We start from the raw sequence: 20607 nt of genomic DNA, 5'->3' as shown, positions 1-20607 counted from the left end.
CCCCAACGGGCGCCCGGCGAAGCCGTCCAGGACCACCGCCGCCCCACAGCGCCGCGTGACGTCCGTGACGGTCCCCCCGCAGAGATCACCGACCTCGAGCGCCGCGAGAAACGCGGCCTCGGCGTCATCGGTAGTCCTCCGGGTGACCCTGCATCCACGTATTGATCTTGTCTCGCGTTCCGGTGAGCAGGCCCTGGTGCTTCTTGAGGTTCTCGAAGGAGCTGTCGTCGCCCAGTTCGGCCCGCAGGTCCGCGATCCAGGCGAGGGGTTCCTTGAAATGCCCAGGGCCCTGGGGGTCCACTCTCATCGCCTTGTCGAGACTGTCGAGATTATCGAGCACCCGCCCCAGGAAGTACTCGCAGTTCCCCGGGGTCGTACACCCGTCGTTGTAGGTGGCCTGAAGCACAGCGAACGCATCGCGGACCTTCTCGGCCCCCGGTGCCGGTTCCGCCGTGCTCGGGGCGGGCGGCTCCTCGGTCGCGGGGGCCGCTGCCGCCGCCTTGCGGACGGGAGACTCCTCATCGCTCGAAGCCGTGCCCGAACCACCGGTGCAGGAAAGCAACGATGACGCCATGGCCACGACGAGCGTGGAGACGCTGAGAGCGTGCCGTACACGCAAGCTGATCATGCCGCGTACGACTCTCCAGGGGGCTCGCTGGTTGTGCCGCGTGCGTGTCGAAACCGCGCCGCGTCCGGCATGCGTACATCGCTGGGCGTGCCTGCCAGGGACGGCGGAGTCTCAGGTGCCCGCCGGAAGGCGGATACCCGCGCAGCACCGCTGCGCGTTCCACAGTGCCCCAGGCGGGACGGGGTACCGCGCGAGGCCCGAGGCGGCAGCGAGGCGGCGGATCGTCCCTTCGCTGATCATGACGAGCCGTGAGCCGGCGGCCGAGATGAGGAGTTCCCACCCGCCCTGTGCTTCCGGACCGACTCGGATCCAGCGTGCCCGACGAGTCGGCACGGTCCCTGCGGCGCTCCCGCCTACGTTCGCGCGAGAGCGCCCCGCAGCGCGTGGCTGCGGGGCGCCCAGCGGGGACTAGTCGACCATCTGCCCGTCGAACATGCCGCCCTTGCAGGTGTTGTTCGCAAAATTGACCGTTCCGCCGCCCTGCTCGCACTTACCCGGGGTGAGGCTGGCGGCGGTGGCGGTGGCGGCGCCTGTGATGCCGAGTCCGGCGAGGGCTGCCGTGGCGATGGCGGCGGCGAGGATGCGTCGAATACGCATGTAGTTCCCCTTTCGCGGATTGCCTCAATTGGGGCATCAGCCAGCTTGACCTTCACCCATTTGGGTGGCACTCCACGTTGCGCCATTCGGGTGACATTGCTGACCGGTGCTGAGACCGTGCGCCGCCGGTTCGGCGCCGAGTACACCTTGGCCGGGCTGGACCTGCTGCCGCACCGCATCGGCTGGAGCGTGCGGGTGCCCTCCCGCAAGGCCGCCGAGCGCGACGAGGTGAAGTTCGCCGCCTGGGAGGACGAGCAGTGGCCCGTCACAAAAAATAGGGGGTGGCGGACTTGGGCGCCTGGCTCTGCTTCGAGGACGAAGCCGGCCAGGGCCTGAGGCCACACGTGGGGCCACCGGGGCCACACACCGGTCGTGCAGTACCCGTCCTACTCCTCCGGGTCCCACGCGCGGAGCAGGTCGAACAGACCTGCGTCTCCCTCGATCTGCAGGGAGTCCGCCGCGATACGGTCGTACACGAAGAGAACCAGCTCACTGGCCGTGCCGCGAACAGAGACGCCGGCCGCGTTCGTGCCCTCGTCGGCGGCAGCTACAGGCGTCGTGCCGGGCGCGGAGATACGGGTGCAGCGTGCGCCGTCGCCGTCGACCGTGAGGCACCAGGAGTGGCCCTCGGTGGCGTGGAAGTCGAAGGCAGTGGGCTTGTGCGGCCAGGCACTCGTCGTTGCGACGCAGGTGGACAGGAACTCCTCGACACCGTCGAGTGCCACCTCATCCGGCAGCGGCTCCGGGGCACCCACAGTGACCTGGGCGTCGTAGGTGTGCACCGCGATCTGCTGGAGCTGGTGCCGGGCGACCGCGCCACAGGTCTGCGGCGACTGGGACGCACCCCACCACGTCCAGCAACCGCGATCCGGGCCTGCCTCCCGCAACGCGTCCACCAGTTGCTCCGTGGACTCCGCCAACCAGGCCGGCTGGGCCTCGCGCTCCCGGGGCGCGGCCGGGGCGCCCTCCGCAGCGGACTTGGCCGGAGCAGGCCCTGCGGCGACGGTGGCGGCCCAGTCGCGGCGCCCCTCGCCGATGTGCTGCGCCAGATCGAACAGCGTCCACTCCGGGCAGGTCGGCACCTGCACGTCGAGGCTGGGCGCGGAGGCGACCGCGGCGCGGAAGGCGCTCGACCGTTCGTCGATCAGTCGCAACAGAACGGGGAACGTAAGTGTCGTTGTCACATGGACTCTCTATCACCGTGTTCCGGCAATCGGACAGTCATTTTCACAGCCGAGGCGGCGAGCGCGCGGCACGGGCCGGGCGCCCTCAGATGACGCCGTGTCCACATTCTGAAACGATTGGTGAGTCACGCGACGCCGCACCGGCAAGGCCTCGTCAGCCGCTCTTACCGTGCCCAATTCGAGGTCTCCGATTGACTCGCGGGTCCGGCTCCGACAGGAACCACAACTGTCCCTGCTGCCATCCCGTCCGCCGTCGACCCACACACCGTGGAGCGGGCCGACGGCAGAAGCGCAGCGCCGTTCACGTCAGTGCGCGTGACCACTCGAAGCGGGCGCCGGCGCCGCGTTCTTGACGGTCAGAGGCCGCAACTTCGCGCCGGTCGGGCCGATCTGGATGTGGGTGTCCAGCTGCGGGCGGGTGGCTACCCACAACGACCGGACGGCGGCACGTTGTCGGAAGCATGGGTGATGGCCAGCAACGCCATGTCATCGGTTCTCCGGCCACCGGTGTGCCTGTGCACGTCGGCCAGCACGGCGTCGAGGAGCGCATCCGCACCGGCATACCGAGACGCGGCGAACCGGTCGACAAGGTCGTAGAAGGCGCCCTTCTCGTCGCGAGCTTCCGTGAGTCCGTCGGTATACAGCAGCAGAGTGGCACCCTCTGGGAAGGCCACCGTATCCACATGTGCAGGACCGGTGGCGAGGGCGGCCATGCCGAAGGGCAATGCCGTCTGGCTGGGCTCGACGTACAGCACGGTGTCGGTCAGGAACAGCAGGGGTGCCGGGTGGCCGCGGTTGACCAGGCGGACTTCGCTTCCACTCGGGGGAATTTCCGCCACCACGCCCGTGATGAATCCTTCGAGCTCGGTCACGCTCCCCGACTGCCGGACCTCAAGAGCGACGGCTCGCTCCAGACGTTCCACGAGCCCGGCCAGGCTGGGCTCCTGCAGGGCCGCCTCACGAAAAGTGCCGATGCTGGCCGCGACCGCCCTGACTGCTTCCAGTCCCTTGCCACGCACATCGCCGATCACACAGCGCACGCCGAACGGCGTGTCCATCACCGCGTAGAGGTCCCCGCCGATCTGCGCGTCCGCCTGAGCGGCCTCATAGCGCGCAGCGAAACGCAGCGGACCGCTCGCCTTCGGCGGATCCGGCAGAACGGCCCGCTGGACAGCGGCGGCGATATCGCGCGCGGACCGCAGCCGACTCTGCAGATGATGCAGGAGGCGATGGAGGAAAACCGCGATCGCGGCCACCGTCGCAACCATGGCCAGTTCGCTGATCTCAGTCGCACTTCCGTGGTAGCCGAAGTACCCGAACATCGCCAAGTCGAGGAGGAACGCGACCACCCCCGTGACGATGGTGCCGCGCAGGGACAGCAGAGAGGCGGCCGTCAGGACCGCAGCCGCGTAGAGGGCCGCAGCGCTCACCGTGGGCGGCGTGACGAAGTCGATCACCGCTGCCGTGAAAAGCAGAAGGGCCGGCAGCAGACTCCTCAACCTTCCCAGCCGCTGCCACACTCCCAGCCTCGCCACGCACCGCTCCAGATGTCGACCGGTCTGCCAGCCTGCTCAGCCTAGGGTCCATCCACATGCGCCCCTGCCGCTCCGGCGCCCGGCTCGCCCGCAAGGTGGTGGTTGTAACCCAAACACCACACGCCGATGCGGCTCACACCGCGAGCCGACTGTCAGGGCGCTTACCTGACAGTCCGGCTGCGGTCAGGCAACGAGAACGGCGAAACAGCCCTGCCATCCGCCCGTGGCGAGGGAGCCGCCTGAAGAGGCTGCATCAGAAACGACGGAGCCCCCTCCCATACGAGGAAGGAGGCTCAACCGGTCCCGGTCCGCACACAAGTGCCGAACCCCCTCAGACCCACTCCACCTCGGAGACGAGCCCCTCAGCGATTCCAGGGCCCGGCAACGGCGTCCGGGAGAGCGCCACCGGCCCCGAGGGGCGATGACCCGAAGTACCCACCGCAGCCAACGCCGCAGCGACCTCGTCCTCGCTCACCCCCGCCAACGCCTCAATCACCCGATCGAGTGCCCCGCTCACGTCAGTGCGCGTGACCACTCGAAGCGGGCGCCGGCGCCGCGTTCTTGACCGTCAGAGGCAGCAACTTCTTACCCGTCGGGCCGATCTGGATGTGGGTGTCCAGCTGCGGACAGACCCCGCAATCGAAGCACGGCGTCCAGCGGCAGTCCTCGACCTCGGTCTCGTCGAGGGCGTCCTGCCAGTCCTCCCAGAGCCATTCCTTGTCGAGGCCGGAGTCGAGGTGGTCCCAGGGGAGGACCTCCTCGTAGGTGCGCTCACGGGTCGTGTACCAGTCGACGTCCACGCCGAAGGCGGGGAGGGTCTTCTCGGCGCAGGCCATCCACCGGTCGTACGAGAAGTGCTCGCGCCAGCCGTCGAAGCGGCCGCCGTCCTCGTAGACCGCGCGGATGACCGAGCCGATACGGCGGTCACCGCGGGAGAGCAGGCCCTCGACGATGCCGGGCTTGCCGTCGTGGTAGCGGAAGCCGATCGAGCGGCCGTACTTCTTGTCGCCGCGGATCTTGTCGCGGAGCTTCCCGAGGCGGTCGTCCGTCTGCTCGGCGGAGAGCTGCGGGGCCCACTGGAAGGGGGTGTGCGGCTTGGGGACGAAGCCGCCGATCGAGACCGTGCAGCGGATGTCGTTCTGGCCCGAGACCTTGCGGCCCTCGGCGATCACCTTCATCGCCATGTCGGCGATCTGGAGAACGTCCTCGTCCGTCTCCGTCGGCAGGCCGCACATGAAGTACAGCTTCACCTGGCGCCAGCCGTTGCCGTAGGCGGTGGAGACGGTCCGGATCAGGTCCTCCTCCGAGACCATCTTGTTGATGACCTTGCGCATGCGTTCCGAGCCGCCCTCGGGGGCGAACGTCAGGCCCGAGCGGCGGCCGTTGCGCGTCAGCTCGTTCGCCAGGTCCACGTTGAAGGCGTCGACGCGGGTGGAGGGCAGGGAGAGACCGACCTTGTCCTCCTCGTACCGGTCCGCCAGGCCCTTGGCGAGGTCACCGATCTCGGTGTGGTCCGCGGAGGAGAGCGAGAGCAGGCCCACCTCCTCGAAGCCCGTCGCCTTCAGACCCTTCTCGACCATGTCGCCGATGCCCGTGATGGAACGCTCGCGGACCGGGCGGGTGATCATGCCGGCCTGGCAGAAGCGGCAGCCGCGCGTGCAGCCGCGGAAGATCTCCACGGACATCCGCTCGTGGACCGTCTCGGCCAGGGGGACCAGCGGCTGCTTGGGGTACGGCCACTCGTCGAGGTCCATGACCGTGTGCTTGGACACGCGCCACGGAACGCCCGACCTGTTGGGCACGACACGGGCGATCCGGCCGTCGGCGAGGTACTCGACGTCGTAGAACGCCGGGATGTAGACGTTGCCCGTCTTCGCGAGGCGGAAGAGGACCTCCTCGCGGCCGCCCGGACGGCCCTCGGCCTTCCAGGCCCTGATGATCTCGGTCATGTCGAGCACGGCCTGCTCGCCGTCGCCGATGATCGCCGCGTCGATGAAGTCGGCGACGGGCTCGGGGTTGAAGGCCGCGTGGCCGCCGGCCAGCACGATCGGGTCGTCGAGCGTGCGGTCCTTGGACTCCAGGGGGATGCCGGCCAGGTCCAGGGCCGTCAGCATGTTCGTGTAGCCCAGCTCCGTGGAGAAGGACAGTCCGAAGACGTCGAAGGCCTTCACCGGGCGGTGGCTGTCCACCGTGAACTGGGGGACCCGGTGCTCGCGCATCAGCTCCTCCAGGTCCGGCCAGACGCTGTAGGTGCGCTCGGCGAGGACGCCCTCACGTTCGTTGAGAACCTCGTAAAGAATCATGACGCCCTGGTTGGGCAGCCCGACCTCGTAGGCGTCGGGGTACATCAGCGCCCAGCGGACGTCACAGGCCTCCCAGGGCTTGACCGTGGAGTTGAGCTCTCCGCCGACGTACTGGATCGGCTTCTGCACATGCGGGAGCAGAGCTTCGAGCTGTGGAAACACCGACACAGCGGCTTCGGCAGACATCTCGCGAACCTTCGTGAGCGGGGACCTACTGACAGGCGTGACCATCCAGCGTAACGCGGCCGGGAGCACCCCCCGTCCGCTCAGATCCCGCTGCCGCCCCCGATCGATTCCCACTCCCCCGGGAACGCCGCCTCGACCGCCGCCGCGCGCCGCTCCTCACGGCCGTACAGGAGCCCGTACGTGAACGCGCTCTCACCCGCCGCGTGGGCCTGGTCGGCCAGGTCGCGCAGGGCCTCGCGGGCCATCACGCTGTCCTGGTGGTCGCCGAGCAGGCTCTGCAGCGACTTCATCGACTTGACCAGGCCGGCCGCGGGTCCGCGGAGGGCGGGGGTGGCGGCCTCGGCCGCGTACCGGGTGCGCTTGGCCTTCTTGCGGGCCTCGTGCATCGCGAGGTCGCGGTCGGCGCCGGGGGCCAGGTCGAGGACCTGGGCGACGAGTGCGGAGACCTTCGCGAAGTCCTTCCGTACGGCCTTGGCGATCTCCTTCGAGGGGTCGCCCGCCGCGGCCTTCAGCAGGGGCGGGCCGGTCACCACACCGTCGAGCGCCGCCAGCAGGTCCAGGTAGCGACCGCCGTCCAGTACGGCGATCAGGTGGCGTCGGGAACCGTCACCGCGGGCCTGCGACCAGGTCCGCAGACGGTCGCGGACGGGGCCGGTGACCAGGGCACCCGGGAGCCCGTCGAGTGCCGTCGTCAGGCGTTCGGTGAGGACTTCCTGGTCACGGCCGACGCCCAGCTCGCCGGCGAGCCACTTCAGTTCCTCGCCGATCGGGTCGGTGACGGCGCGGTCGAGGATCCTGCCGTACGAGCGGAAGGCGCTGCGCATACGGCGGGTGGCGACGCGCATGCTGTGGACGGAGTCGTACAGGTCGCGGCGGACGGCGGGGTCCAGTTCGACGATGGCGTCGCGCTGGGTACGGAGGTAGGCGAGGACGTGGTCGCCGGCCGTCCGCGGGGCGCGGTCCGCGGGCGCGGCCTTGACCCGCTTCTTCGCGGCGTTCGTGGCGTTCGCGGCGTTCGCGGCGTTCGCGGCGTTCGCGGCGTTCGCGGCGTTCGCGGTGTCCGTGTCGCTGAGGGCCTTGGCCAGTTTGGACTTTGAGGAGGAGCGTTCGAGGCCCGCCTTGCGGAGCTTCTTCTCCACCTGGTCGAGGAAGGCCGGATCACCGTCGTCGGCGAGCTCCACCTCGATCTCCGTCCACTCGGCGACGCCGGCGCCGCCGCTGAGTCGCTCCGCCCGGACGCGGTCGACACTGACCTCGGCGAGCAGGGCCCCGGAGTCGTCGACGAGGTGGCGGACGTCCCGGGCCGACAGCAGGCGCACGACGGGGACGAGTTCGGCTTCGCGCACCCGGGAGCGTACGAGGGCGGACAGGGAGTGGGGGACGGTGTCGGAGAGCGGGGCGCGGATCTCGTCGCGGACGCCGTCGGAGACGGGGAGCTTGAGGTGCCAGCCGGCGTCGTCGCCGCCGGTGCGGCGGCGCAGGGTGAGGGAGGCGGCGGCGAGTCGTTGGTCGGCCGTGTCGTAGTAGGTGGCGTCGAGGTCCGCCACGCCCTTGTCGAGGACGCCGGAGACTCCGGGGACGCGGGTCAGGTCCGGCAGCGCGGGGTCACCTCCGGTGGGGGAACCCTCGTACTTCCGCTCGATTTCTCGCTTGGTGTCCGCCATGACCTGAATCTAGTGGCAGCGGGGCCGGGATGGCAGTGCCCGGATCTGCCGGGGCTGTCGCGGGAGACCGGATTTCGCCCCCGCCGCCGCTCCCCGTGCCACCCTCCCGGGGCAGACCTTCCCGGTCCCCCCGGGCCACCTGAACGATCTCGTCCGGAAAACCCGGCCCGCCCCGAACGAACCGGTCCGACCGGCATCCGGGGGACGGCGGCCATCCGTTCGACGCGGACACCTCGACGCGAAGGGGGCCACGCGCCGGGGACACCTCGCGGAACGTGTCGCGCGGGACGCCCGTCCCGGCGCCCCGCGCGACACATCCCCGTCCAACCGCCGGAGGTCTACGCCGACATGGGCCGTTGGACTCTGATCGACTGCAGCAGGCCCACCGCCACCCATACCGCGAACATCGATGAGCCGCCGTAGGAGACGAAGGGGAGGGGGAGGCCGGCGACCGGCATGATGCCGAGCGTCATGCCGATGTTCTCGAAGGCCTGGAAGGCGAACCAGGCGATGATGCCGGCGGCGACGATCGTGCCGTACAGCTCGGTGGTCTCGCGGGCGATGCGGCAGGCCCGCCACAGGACGACGCCCAGCAGGAACAGGATGAGGCCGGCGCCCACGAAGCCCAGTTCCTCGCCCGCGACCGTGAAGACGAAGTCCGTCTGCTGTTCGGGGACGAACTGGCCGGTCGTCTGGGAGCCGTGCCCCAGGCCGGTGCCGAAGAGGCCGCCGGAGCCGATGGCGATCCGCGCCTGGTTGGTGTTGTAGCCGACGCCCGCGGGGTCGAGGTCGGGGTTGGCGAAGGCGGCGAAGCGGTTGATCTGGTACTCGTCGAGGATCTTGAGCTGCCAGACGGCGATCGCCCCGAGCGCCCCGGCGCCGATCAGGCCGAACACCCAGCGGTTGGAGGCGCCGGAGGCGAGCAGCACGCCGAGCACGATGATGACCGCGACCATGATCGTGCCGAGGTCGGGCATGAGCATCACGATCATCATCGGGACGGCCGCGAGGCCCAGTGCCTGGAGCACCGTGCGGTGGTCGGGGTACTGCTTGTCGCCCGCGTCCACCCGGGTGGCCAGCAGCATCGCCATGCCCAGGATGATCGTGATCTTGGTGAACTCGGCGGGCTGGAGCGACAGACCGCCCGCGACGAGCCAGTTGCGCTGGCCGTTGATCGTCGCGCCGAGCGGTGTGAGCACCAGCAGGATCATGAAGACCGAGAGGCCGTACAGGATCGGGACCGCGGTACGCAGGGTGCGGTGGCCGAGCCAGACCGTGCCGATCATCAGGGCGATGCCGATGCCGGTGTTCATGAGGTGGCGGATGAGGAAGTAGTACGGGTCGCCCTGGTTGATCTCGGTGCGGTTGCGGGTCGCCGAGTAGACGAGGGCCGAGCCGATCAGCGACAGCGCGACGGCCGACAGCAGTATCGGCCAGTCGAGGCGGCGGGCCAGCGAGTCGCGGGCGAGGAGCCGCGACATACCGCCGCGCTCGGGGCCGTACCCGGAGACGGAGAAGTTGTTCGCTCCGGTCATGTCAGGATCCTCATCCTCCGCCGCTTCCGCGGGCGGTCCGAGCGCCTGCGGGTGGTGCGGTTGCTCGCGTTCGGCGACGGCGTGGTGGCCCCGTCCTGCTGCTGGTCGGTGGTGCCGGAGGTGTCCTTCTTGGCGGCCTGCTGATCCTTGGCCGGGTCCTTGGAGATCTCCGGGGAGTCGATCGAGCCGTCGGGCTGGATCCTGGGAAGGCTCTTCTGCGGGGTGGGGAGCAGGGCCTTCTTCTTGTCGACGGCACCGTCGGGCGAGACGCCGTACAGGGCGTTGTAAATGTTGCGGACGGCCTCACCGGAGGCGCCGGAACCCGTACCGGCCTGGGCGATCGTCATGACGATCGTGTAGTCCTTGGAGTAGGTGGCGAGCCAGGAGGTCGTCTGCTTGCCGTAGACCTCGGCGGTACCGGTCTTGGCGTGCAGCGGGATCTTGTCCTGCGGCCAGCCCCCGAACTTCCAGGCGGCCGTACCGCGGGTGACGACACCTTCCAGGGCCGCGTCCATGCCCTTGAGCGTGGCCTTGCTGATCGGCAGCCTGCCGCGGACCTGGGGCTTGATCTCCTTGACGCTCCTGCCGTCGGCGCTGACGATCGCCTTGCCGATGGTGGGCGTGTGCACGGTGCCGCCGTTGGCGAGCGCCCCGTAGATCATGGCCTCCTGGATCGGCGTGACGAGGGTGTCGCCCTGGCCGATGGAGTAGTTGATCGAGTCGCCCTCGCGCATCTTGTTGCCCTCGAGGCAGTTCTCGTACGCGATCCTCTGGACGTAGTCGCCGCTCTTCTTGCCGGTCTTGCACCAGACGGCCTTGTTGGCCTTCCAGTAGTTCAGCTTCCACTGGCGGTCGGGGACGCGGCCGGTGACCTCGTTGGGCAGGTCGACGCCGGTCTCCTTGCCGAGGCCGAACTGGTGGGCGGCCTTGTAGAAGAAGTCCTTGGGGGTCTTCTTCGGGTTGATGCCGCCGTCCTTCTTCCACTCGTTGTCGGCGAGGCCGTAGAAGACGGTGTCGCAGGAGACCTCGAGGGCCCGGCCGAGTGAGATGGGGCCGAAGTTCTCGCCCTCGAAGTTCTTGAAGACCTGGCTGCCGACGGAGTAGGAGCTCGTGCAGGGGTAGTTGCCGTCGAAGTCGTAGCCGGCCTCGACCGCGGCCGCCGTGGAGACGACCTTGAACGTCGAACCGGGCGCGGACTGACCCTGTATGGCCCTGTTGAGCAGCGGGTAGTCGGAGTCCTTGCCGGTGAGCTGCGTGTAGTCCTTGGCGGAGATGCCGCCGACCCAGGCGTTCGGGTCGTACGTCGGGCTGGACGCCATGGAGACGATCCGGCCGGTCTTGGCCTCCATCACGACGACCGCGCCGGAGTCGGCCTTGTAGTTCTCGCTGGTGATCTTGTCGTACTGGGTACGGGCGATCTTCATCGCGTTGTTCAGCTCGTACTCGGCGACGCGCTGGACGCGGGCGTCGATGCTGGTGACGAGGTTCGCGCCGGACTCGGCCTCGTCGCTCTTGGCCTTGCCGATGACGCGTCCCAGGTTGTCGACCTCGTAGCGGGTGACGCCCGCCTTGCCGCGCAGTTCCTTGTCGTACTGGCGCTCGAGACCGGAGCGGCCGACCTGGTCGGAGCGCAGGTACGGCGACTCGGTGTCCTTGGCCTTGGTGATCTCGGCGTCGGTGACCGGCGAGAGGTAGCCGAGGACCTGGGCGGCGTTGGACTTGCCGGGTGCCGCGTAGCGCCGTACGGGCTCGGGCTCGGCCGTGATGCCGGGGAAGTCCTCGGAGCGTTCACGGATCTGCAGGGCCTGCTTGGCGGTGGCCTCGTCCGTGATGGGGATCGGCTGGTAGGGCGAGCCGTTCCAGCAGGGCTGCGGTGTCTTCGCGTCGCACAGCCGGACCTTCTGGATGACGTCCTCGGGCTTCTCGCCGAGGACGCCGGCGAGCTTGGTCAGGACCGCCTTGCCGTCGTCCTTCATCTTCAGGAGGTCGGTGCGCGAGGCGGAGACCACGAGCCGGGTCTCGTTGTCGGCGATCGGCACCCCGCGCGCGTCGAGGATCGAGCCGCGCACGGCGGGCTGCACGACCTGCTGGACGTGGTTGCCGGAGGCTTCCTTGGCGTACTCGTCGCCGTTGCGGATCTGGAGGTACCAGAGGCGGCCGCCGAGGGTGCCGAGGAGGGAGAGCACGAGGATCTGGATGACGACGAGTCGGATCTGGACCCGTGGGGTCCTGCCGGTCTCGGGGATGTTGGTCACTGCTGCTGCCTCCCCCTCTCAGTGTGTGTACGAGACATACGAATACCCGGCCAACCTGTGTGTGCGAGCCACGGCGCCCGGAGTGAACTCATCCGCGGTCACAGTCGCTTGACCCCCTTGATGCGCCCCGCGCGGGCGACGCGCGCCCTGGCCGCCTTGACCCGCATTCCGCGCTGGCTGCCGATGCGCAGGCCGGTGCCGGAGGAGAGCCACCCCGAGGAGACGTCGGCGGCCTTGGCGGACGCGCCGGACTCGCCGAGCGGGTTGTTCTCCGCGCGCCGGGCCAGCGCCATCAGCCCCGGCACCACGAAGGGCGCCAGCAGCAGGTCGTACAGGGCGGCCGTGAACAGGAGGCTGCCGAGGCCCACATGGCGGGCGGCGGTGTCGCCGACGAGGGCGCCGACACCGGCGTAGAGCAGGGTCGATCCGACCGCGGCGGCGACGACCACGGCCATCGGTCCGGTCGCGGACTTGAGCTGGCCGTTCTCCGGCTTCACCAGACCGGCGAGATAGCCGATGACGCACAGCACGAGGGCGTAGCGCCCGGCGGCGTGGTCGGCGGGCGGGGCGAGGTCGGCGAGCAGGCCCGCGCCGAAGCCGATGAGGGCGCCGCCGACATGGCCGTAGACCATCGCGAGGGCCAGCACGGTCAGGAGGACCAGGTCCGGGACGGCACCGGGGAGGTGGAGACGGGCGAGGACGCTCACCTGGATCACCAGGGCGACGACCACCAGGGTGGTGGAGAGCAGCATCCGGTTGAGACGCATGGGGTTCGGCTCCTACTGCTGTTGCTGCTGGCCGTCGAGGGGGGCGTTCGCCGAGGGGGTGACCGTGACGGTCACGGTCGGCGTGGGCGTCGGTCTGGGCTTGGGGGGCAGGACCTCGTCGCGGGGGTCCTTGCGGGGGGCCTGGACGACGACGCCGACGATGTCGAGCTTCGTGAACGCGGCGTACGGCGTCACGTAGACCGTGCGGGTCAGGCCGCCGCCGGAGGGGTCGACACGGGAGACCACGCCGACCGGGACACCGGGCACGAAGGGCTTGTCGGCCTGCGAGCCGAACGTGACCAGGCGGTCGCCCTTCTTGATCTTGGCCTTGCCGTTGAGCAGCTCGACCCGCAGCGGGCGGTCGCCCTGTCCGGAGGCGAAGCCGAGTTCGTCGCTCGACTCCATGCGCGTGCCGACCGTGAAATCGGGGTCGTTGGCGAGCAGCACGGTGGAGGTGTCGGGGCCGACGGTGGTGATGCGCCCGACCAGTCCGTCCCCGTTCAGGACCGTCATGTCGCGGGTGATGCCGTCGTTCGCGCCGACGTCGATCGTCACGGTCCAGGAGAAGCCCTGGGCCGCTCCTATGGCGATGACCTCGGCGCCCTTGATGCCGTACTGTCCGTCGCCGGCCATGCGGAGCATCTTGTTGAGCTGGCCCAGCCGGCTGCGGTTGCGGTCGTCGCTGCCGAGTTTCGCCTTCAGCGCCGCGTTGTCGTGTTCGAGCCGGGCGACGCGGTCGTGCCGGTCGTCCGAGTCACGGACCGCGGTGATCGCGTTGCCGACGGGGTCGACCGCGGAGGACACCCCGTTCTCGATCGGGCCGAAGACCGTCGCGGCGCCCTGCCGGGCGCCCTGGACCGGTGAGTCCTCTCCGCCCCGGATGTCCACCGTGATCAGAGCGAACGCGATGGCGATCAGCAGCACCAGGAGCAGCCGGCTCTCTCGTGTGTCCCTCACGTGCGGCGGCCGTGCCTTCCTCGTCGGAATTCGTCGTACCCAAAGAGGGCAGCCCACAAGGCTGACCGAAGGGCCTCCCCAAGAGGAGGCCCCAAGAGGCTCTTTGGGTGAGCTTATGCATCTATACCAACGATCCGCCGTACGAGAGGAGATCATCTCGTACGGCGGAACCGAAGAGTTACCTCATCTGCGCGGCTGGGCGTCCAGCACCTGCTGGAGCGCCTCGAACTCCTCGACGCACTTGCCGGCGCCGAGCGCGACGCTGTCCAGCGGGTCCTCGGCGATGTGGATCGGCATGCCGGTCTCGCGGCGCAGCCGCTCGTCGAGACCCCGCAGCAGGGCTCCGCCGCCGGTCAGTACGATGCCGCGGTCCATCACGTCGCCCGACAGCTCCGGCGGGCACTTGTCGAGTGTCGTCTTCACGGCGTCGATGATCGCGTTGACCGGCTCCTCGATGGCCTTGCGCACTTCGGCCGCGGAGATGACGACGGTCTTGGGCAGCCCGGACACGAGATCCCGGCCGCGGATCTCGGTGTGCTCGTCATTGTCGAGGTCGTACGCCGAACCGATCGTGATCTTGATCTGTTCCGCGGTCCGCTCACCGAGGAGGAGGCTGTACTCCTTCTTGATGTGCTGGATGATCGCGTTGTCCAGCTCGTCGCCCGCGACGCGGATGGACTGGGCGGTGACGATGCCGCCGAGCGAGATCACCGCGACCTCCGTGGTGCCGCCGCCGATGTCCACCACCATGTTGCCCGTGGCCTCGTGGACCGGCAGGCCGGAGCCGATGGCCGCGGCCATGGGCTCCTCGATGATGTGCACCTGGCGGGCGCCGGCCTGGGACGACGCCTCGATGACGGCACGGCGCTCGACACCTGTGATGCCGGAGGGCACGCAGACGACGACACGGGGGCGGGCGAGGTAGCGCCGCTTGTGGATCTTCAGGATGAAGTAGCGGAGCATGCGCTCGGTGATCTCGAAGTCGGCGATGACACCGTCCCTCAGCGGACGTACGGCAACGATGTTGCCGGGGGTCCGCCCGATCATCTTCTTGGCCTCCGCGCCGACCGCGAGGATGCCACCGGTGTTGGTGTTGATCGCGACGACGGACGGCTCGTTGAGTACGATCCCGCGACCCCTGACGTACACCAGCGTGTTGGCGGTCCCGAGGTCGACAGCCATGTCACGGCCGATGAACGACATTGAGTTCCCCATCAGGATTCGTCTGGCCTTCCCAAGTGGAGCTTTGACGGCTTGTTAGGTAAGGCGAGGTGGGTGCTGTGACGTGAAGGCTTACATCGTAGACGCGCCTGCACGAACACTGCGCGAGGGTCTTCGCCATTGTCAGCATGTGCGGCGCCGCCTCGCTTGTGGAGACGGGCCATCGGGGGCACGCGTTCCCCCGATCGGCACGCATATGCCACAGGACGGCCGGAAATTTCGCGGCCGCCCCGGATCGGACATCCGAATGACGAGATTGTCCCGCGAAAAATTCGCGGAAAATTAGCGCTCGCCCGGACCGTGGAACTCAGCCGCGGCCGGGGAAGAAGATCTTCAGCTCACGCTCGGCGGACTCCTCGGAGTCGGAGGCGTGGATCAGGTTCTCGCGGACGATCACGCCGTAGTCCCCGCGGATGGAGCCGGGGGCGGCGGCGATGGGGTCGGTGGGGCCGGCCAGCGCCCGCACCCCTTCGATGACCCGCTCGCCCTCGACGACCAGCGCCACGACCGGGCCGGACGCCATGAACTCGACCAGCGGCTCGTAGAACGGCTTGCCCTGGTGCTCGCCGTAGTGCTGCTCCAGCGTCTCCTGGTCCAGCGTCCGCAGCTCCAGCGCGGTGATCTGCCAGCCGGCCTTGCGCTCGATGCGGCTGATGATCTCGCCGGTCAGGCCACGACGGACGGTGTCGGGCTTGAGGAGGACGAGGGTGCGCTGGCTCACGGTGGTGCTCCTTCAGGTCACAAGTGTGCGGGTGACCGAGGCTACAGGGCGTGTCGGGGTGGGTGTCACGCAGAGTCAGGTGGTACAGAGCCTTCGGACCCGCGCGGAGGCCGTGTGGCGCGACCGCTACGCGGCGTGCCCCTCCGCCTCCGTCCGCGCGGCGAACCGCGCCTTCGCCTCGTCGATCTTCCGGCCGTAGTGCACCGAGGCCCACCACAGCGCCGCGAAGATCGCACCCAGGAAGAACATCGACGTCACGAAGAACCCACTGGCGATCAGCACGATCTGAAGGGCCCAGCCGAGCTGCACGCCGCCGGGCCGGGTGATCATGCCACAGAGCAGGACACTCAGCACCATGACGATCCCACTGACCGTCCAGACGGTGGCCGTGGACAGCCCCGGATCCTTCATCGCGACCAGTCCGGCGAAGCCGACGACGAAGAACTCGCCGATCAGGGTCGAAGCACAGAGCGTACGCACGGCGGTCAGCGCCTTCCCAGAAGCAGTCGGGCCTCGCCGACGGTGATGACGGAACCGGTGACGAGGACGCCACCACCGGTGTACTCGCCCTCCTCCTCGGCCAGGGTGATCGCGGCGTCGATCGCGTCGTCGAGGCGCGGCTCGACCTGCACCCGGTCCTCACCGAAGATCTCGACGGCGATCTGGGCCAGCTCGTCCACGTCCATCGCGCGATGGCTGGAGTTCCGCGTGACCACGACCTCGGAGAAGATCGGCTCGAAGGCTTCCAGCAGCCCCCGTACGTTCTTGTCGGCACTCGCGCCGACGACACCGATCAGCCGGCTGAAGTCGAAGACCTCGCTGACGGCCTCGGCGGTGGCGCGGGCGCCCGCCGGGTTGTGCGCGGCGTCCAGGACGACGGTGGGCGACCGACGCACGATCTCCAGGCGGCCCGGTGAGGTCACCGCGGCGAAGGCCTTGCGGACGGTGTCGATGTCGAGACTCTGCGCGTGCGCGGCACCGACGCCGAAGAACGCCTCGACGGCGGCGAGCGCCACGGCGGCGTTGTGCGCCTGGTACGCGCCGTGCAGGGGCAGGAAGATCTCCCCGTACTCCCCGCCGAGCCCGCGCAGGGTGACCAGCTGACCGCCGACGGCGACCTGCCGGGCCACGACCCCGAACTCCAGGCCCTCGCGGGCCACGGTGGCGTCGACCTCGACGGCCTTCTTCAGCAGCACCTGGGCCGCGTCCACCGGCTGCTGCGCCAGGATCACGGTCGCGTCCTGCTTGACGATGCCGGCCTTCTCCGTGGCGATCTCGCCGGGAGTCGTGCCGAGGCGGTCGGTGTGGTCGAGGTCGATGGGGGTGACGACGGCGACGGCGCCGTCGATCACGTTGGTGGCGTCCCAGCTGCCGCCCATGCCGACCTCGACGACGGCCACGTCCACGGGAGCGTCCGCGAAGGCCGCGTACGCCATGCCCGTGAGCACCTCGAAGAAGGAGAGCCGGTACTCCTGCTGGGAGTCGACCATCTCGATGTACGGCTTGATGTCCTCGTACGTCTCGACGAACCGCTCGGCGGAGATCGGGGTGCCGTCGAGGCTGATCCGCTCGGTGACCGACTGGACGTGGGGGCTGGTGTACCGGCCGGTGCGCAGGTCGAAGGCGCCGAGCAGGGCCTCGATCATGCGTGCGGTGGACGTCTTGCCGTTCGTCCCGGTGATGTGGATCGAGGGGTACGCGCGCTGCGGCTCGCCCAGCACGTCCATCAGCGCGGCGATGCGGCTGACGGAGGGCTCCAGCTTGGTCTCGCCCCAGCGGGTGGCGAGCTCGGCCTCCACCCCGCGCAGCGCCCTGTCGATCTCGGGGTCGGCCGGGCGGGCGGGCACGTCGGCCCGCTCGGCGGCGCTGCCCCGGGCGCGCAGGGTGCGGCTGCCGGCCTCGATCACCGCGAGATCGGGGTCGCGGTCGGTCTCGGCCGCGACGATCTCGTCGAAGAGACCGTTCGGATCCCGCGGTTCCGATTCGTCTGACTCGTTGCTGTCGTCGTACGGAGGGAGCTCACTCACGCGTCCAGTCTACGGAGCCGCGCCCCTCCGGAGGTTCCCGCCCCCACCGGCCCGCGCCCTCGGCTCCGCTCGCCCACGGGGACCGGCCAGGGGCGCCGCGCCCCCTGGTCCCCCGCGTCGGCCTGAACGGCCTCGTCCGCAAACGCCGGACAGGCTGAAAACCCACGCGCCCATCCGTTCCCCGGAGGGGCGCGTGGGAACCGCGCGAACAACCCCCACCCGAAGAACGCCGAAGGCCCCCGGAACCTCAAGGATTCCGAAGGGCCTTCGGCGGCCGGTGCTACGCCTGCGGCAGTCGCTCCAGCTGCGTCCGGATACGCGCGATGTCCTCGTCCGCCTTGGCGAGCCGCGTACGGATCTTCTCCACGACCTGGTCCGGAGCCTTCGCGAGGAACGCCTCGTTGCCGAGCTTGGCGTTCGCCTGGGCCATCTCCTTCTCCGCGACGGCGAGATCCTTGGCGAGCCGCTTGCGCTCGGCCGCCACGTCGATCGTGCCGGAGAGGTCGAGCGCCACCGTGGCACCGGCGACCGGCAGCGTCGCCGTGGCCGCGAAGGCCTCTCCCTCCGGCTGCAGGCGCAGCAGCTGCCGGATGGCCGCCTCGTGCGGGGCCAGCGCCGTCCCGTCGAGCGTCAGCCGGGCGGGAACGCGCTGGCCGGGCTGCAGCCCCTGGTCGGCGCGGAAGCGGCGGACCTCCGTGATGACCTGCTGAAGCGTCTCGATCTCCCGCTCGGCGGCGGCGTCACGCATCCCGCTGTCCTTCGGCCAGTCGGCGACGACGACCGACTCGCCACCGGTCAGCGTCGTCCAGAGCGTCTCCGTCACGAACGGGACGACCGGGTGGAGGAGGCGGAGCGTCACGTCGAGGACCTCGCCGAGCACCCGGCCGGAGATCTTCGCCGGCTCGCCGCCCGCCATGAACGTCGTCTTGGACAGCTCGACGTACCAGTCGAAGACCTCGTCCCACGCGAAGTGGTACAGCGCGTCGGACAGCTTCGCGAACTGGAAGTCCTCGTAGAACGCGTCGACTTCGGCCACCGTCTTGTTCAGCCGCGACAGGATCCACCGGTCGGTCGCCGACAGCTTCTCCGGCTCGGGCAGCGGGCCCTCGACCGTCGCGCCGTTCATCAGCGCGAAGCGGGTGGCGTTCCAGATCTTGTTGGCGAAGTTCCGCGACGCCTGGACCCAGTCCTCGCCGATCGGCACGTCCGTACCGGGGTTGGCGCCGCGCGCGAGCGTGAAGCGGACGGCGTCCGAGCCGTACTTGTCCATCCAGTCGAGCGGGTCCACCACGTTGCCGAAGGACTTCGACATCTTCTTGCCGCGCTCGTCACGGACCAGGCCGGTGAGGGCGATGGTCTTGAAGGGCGCCTCGCCGTCCATCGCGTACAGGCCGAACATCATCATCCGGGCGACCCAGAAGAAGATAATGTCGTAGCCGGTGACCAGGACGTCGGTCGAGTAGAACTTCCGCAGGTCCGGGGTCTGTTCGGGCCAGCCCAGCGTGGAGAACGGCCACAGGCCGGACGAGAACCAGGTGTCCAGGACGTCCGTGTCCTGCTTCCAGCCCTCGGCCTCCGTGCCCGGCGGCTCCTCGTCGGGGCCGACGCAGACGACCTCGCCGCCGGGGCCGTACCAGACGGGAATCCGGTGGCCCCACCACAACTGCCGTGAGATGCACCAGTCGTGCATGTTGTCGACCCAGTCGAAGTAGCGCTTCGACATGTCGGCGGGGTGGATGGCGACCCGGCCGTCGCGGACGGCGTCACCGGCCGCCTGGGCGAGCGGGGCGACCTTGACCCACCACTGCATGGACAGGCGCGGCTCGACGGTGGTCCTGCACCGCGAGCAGTGGCCCACGGAGTGGCTGTAGGGGCGCTTCTCGGCGACGATCCGGCCCTGCGAACGGAGCGCGGCGACGATCGCGCTGCGCGCCTCGAAGCGGTCGAGGCCCTGGAAGGGGCCGTGGGTGATGATGACGGCCCGCTCGTCCATGACCGTGATCGACTCGAGGCCGTGGCGCTGGCCGATCGCGAAGTCGTTCGGGTCGTGGGCGGGGGTGACCTTCACGGCTCCCGTGCCGAACTCCGGGTCCACATGGGTGTCCGCGACGACCGGGATCGTACGGTCCGTCAGCGGAAGCTTGATGCGCTTGCCGACCAGGTGCTTGTACCGCTCGTCGTCGGGGTGGACGGCGACCGCCGTGTCACCGAGCATCGTCTCGGCACGGGTGGTGGCGACCACGAGGGTCTCGTCACCCTCCCCGTACTTGATCGAGACCAGCTCGCCGTCGTCGTCCTGGTACTCGACCTCGATGTCGGAGATCGCCGTCAGACAGCGCGGGCACCAGTTGATGATGCGCTCGGCGCGGTAGATCAGCTCGTCGTCGAACAGCCTCTTGAAGATGGTCTGGACGGCCTTGGACAGCCCCTCGTCCATGGTGAACCGCTCGCGGTCCCAGTCGACGCCGTCACCGAGGCGCCGCATCTGGCCGAGGATCTTGCCGCCGTACTCCTCCTTCCACTGCCAGACACGCTCGACGAACTCCTCGCGCCCCAGGTCCTGCCGCGACTTGCCTTCCTCGGCGAGCTGCTGCTCCACCTTGTTCTGGGTGGCGATACCGGCGTGGTCCATGCCGGGGAGCCACAGCGCCTCGTAGCCCTGCATGCGCTTGCGGCGGGTCAGCGCGTCCATCAGCGTGTGCTGGAAGGCGTGGCCCAGGTGCAGCGAGCCGGTGACGTTCGGCGGCGGGATGACGATGGTGTACGGGGGCTTGTCGCTCTTCGCGTCGGCCGCGAAGTAACCCCGTTCCACCCAGCGCTCGTACAGCTTCCCCTCTACCTCGGCCGGCGCGTACTGGGTCGGCAGTTCGGGATCGGGCGCTGATGGCTGCTGCTGAGCGTTCTCGGTCACGGGGTCAGTTTAGAGGCGTCTCCGCCCTGTCCCGAAACGCGTTTCTTTCGTAACGGTCCGCCCCCCACCCCAGTCGCGTCCCTGGCGCTGCGCCAGGATGTCAGGAACACATAAGC

16 protein-coding genes are annotated in these 20607 nt (G+C 69.3%); 1 reads left to right on the top strand and 15 read right to left on the bottom strand.

Features of this window, described 5'->3' with window-relative positions; all coding sequences use genetic code 11:
• Positions 1-124: 124 nt before the first annotated feature.
• The gene (locus ABZV34_RS03195) at positions 125-628 is read right to left on the bottom strand and encodes a hypothetical protein (RefSeq protein WP_356270940.1); all 504 of its coding nucleotides are present in this window, start codon (positions 626-628) and stop codon (positions 125-127) included.
• A 408-nt stretch (positions 629-1036) separates the two neighbouring features.
• A complete protein-coding gene (locus ABZV34_RS03190; RefSeq protein ID WP_356270938.1) occupies positions 1037-1225 on the bottom strand; it encodes a hypothetical protein in 189 nt (62 codons plus the stop codon).
• A gap of 90 nt (positions 1226-1315) precedes the next feature.
• Between ABZV34_RS03190 and ABZV34_RS03185 the strand changes: the two genes are divergently transcribed.
• Positions 1316-1561, top strand: coding sequence for a winged helix-turn-helix domain-containing protein (locus tag ABZV34_RS03185; RefSeq protein ID WP_356270936.1), 246 nt, complete (start codon positions 1316-1318; stop codon positions 1559-1561).
• 50 nt (positions 1562-1611) lie between these two features.
• Here the strand turns inward: ABZV34_RS03185 and ABZV34_RS03180 are convergent, their stop codons facing one another.
• The 13 genes from ABZV34_RS03180 to ABZV34_RS03120 form a co-directional block, all read right to left on the bottom strand.
• A complete protein-coding gene (locus ABZV34_RS03180; protein ID WP_356270934.1) occupies positions 1612-2409 on the bottom strand; it encodes a maleylpyruvate isomerase family mycothiol-dependent enzyme in 798 nt (265 codons plus the stop codon).
• A 422-nt stretch (positions 2410-2831) separates the two neighbouring features.
• The gene (locus ABZV34_RS03175) at positions 2832-3866 is read right to left on the bottom strand and encodes a PP2C family protein-serine/threonine phosphatase (RefSeq protein WP_356270932.1); all 1035 of its coding nucleotides are present in this window, start codon (positions 3864-3866) and stop codon (positions 2832-2834) included.
• Positions 3867-4462: 596 nt separating this feature from the next.
• Complete coding sequence (locus tag ABZV34_RS03170; protein WP_356270931.1) at positions 4463-6433, bottom strand: TIGR03960 family B12-binding radical SAM protein; 1971 nt, start codon at positions 6431-6433, stop codon at positions 4463-4465.
• An 80-nt stretch (positions 6434-6513) separates the two neighbouring features.
• On the bottom strand, positions 6514-8097 hold the full coding sequence (locus tag ABZV34_RS03165; RefSeq protein WP_356270929.1) for a CYTH and CHAD domain-containing protein: 1584 nt from the start codon (positions 8095-8097) through the stop codon (positions 6514-6516).
• A 338-nt stretch (positions 8098-8435) separates the two neighbouring features.
• Positions 8436-9632 carry a rod shape-determining protein RodA gene (gene rodA / locus ABZV34_RS03160; protein ID WP_356270927.1) on the bottom strand — a complete coding sequence of 399 codons (1197 nt, stop codon included), beginning with the start codon at positions 9630-9632 and terminating at the stop codon, positions 8436-8438.
• Positions 9629-11887: a penicillin-binding protein 2 gene (mrdA, locus tag ABZV34_RS03155; RefSeq protein WP_356270925.1), complete on the bottom strand. Its 2259-nt coding sequence runs from the start codon at positions 11885-11887 to the stop codon at positions 9629-9631. The genes rodA and mrdA overlap by 4 nt, the downstream gene beginning before the upstream one ends.
• Before the next feature lie 98 nt (positions 11888-11985).
• On the bottom strand, positions 11986-12654 hold the full coding sequence (gene mreD / locus ABZV34_RS03150) for a rod shape-determining protein MreD (RefSeq protein ID WP_356270923.1): 669 nt from the start codon (positions 12652-12654) through the stop codon (positions 11986-11988).
• A 12-nt stretch (positions 12655-12666) separates the two neighbouring features.
• Positions 12667-13611 (bottom strand): rod shape-determining protein MreC, encoded by a 945-nt coding sequence (gene mreC, locus ABZV34_RS03145; RefSeq protein WP_356270921.1) that lies wholly within the window; start codon positions 13609-13611, stop codon positions 12667-12669.
• Between the two features lie 183 nt (positions 13612-13794).
• On the bottom strand, positions 13795-14814 hold the full coding sequence (locus ABZV34_RS03140; RefSeq protein WP_164369335.1) for a rod shape-determining protein: 1020 nt from the start codon (positions 14812-14814) through the stop codon (positions 13795-13797).
• Between the two features lie 325 nt (positions 14815-15139).
• Positions 15140-15553: a nucleoside-diphosphate kinase gene (gene ndk / locus ABZV34_RS03135; protein WP_356270919.1), complete on the bottom strand. Its 414-nt coding sequence runs from the start codon at positions 15551-15553 to the stop codon at positions 15140-15142.
• 126 nt (positions 15554-15679) lie between these two features.
• Positions 15680-16033: a DUF4233 domain-containing protein gene (locus ABZV34_RS03130; RefSeq protein ID WP_356270918.1), complete on the bottom strand. Its 354-nt coding sequence runs from the start codon at positions 16031-16033 to the stop codon at positions 15680-15682.
• 5 nt (positions 16034-16038) lie between these two features.
• Positions 16039-17580 (bottom strand): folylpolyglutamate synthase/dihydrofolate synthase family protein, encoded by a 1542-nt coding sequence (locus tag ABZV34_RS03125; protein WP_356270916.1) that lies wholly within the window; start codon positions 17578-17580, stop codon positions 16039-16041.
• A 280-nt stretch (positions 17581-17860) separates the two neighbouring features.
• Positions 17861-20491 carry a valine--tRNA ligase gene (locus ABZV34_RS03120; protein ID WP_356270914.1) on the bottom strand — a complete coding sequence of 877 codons (2631 nt, stop codon included), beginning with the start codon at positions 20489-20491 and terminating at the stop codon, positions 17861-17863.
• Positions 20492-20607 lie beyond the last annotated feature (116 nt).

This window comes from Streptomyces sp. NPDC005195 (assembly GCF_040608315.1).
Lineage (GTDB): Bacteria > Actinomycetota > Actinomycetes > Streptomycetales > Streptomycetaceae > Streptomyces > Streptomyces kaempferi.
This window is presented reverse-complemented; position numbering and strand designations above follow the sequence as displayed.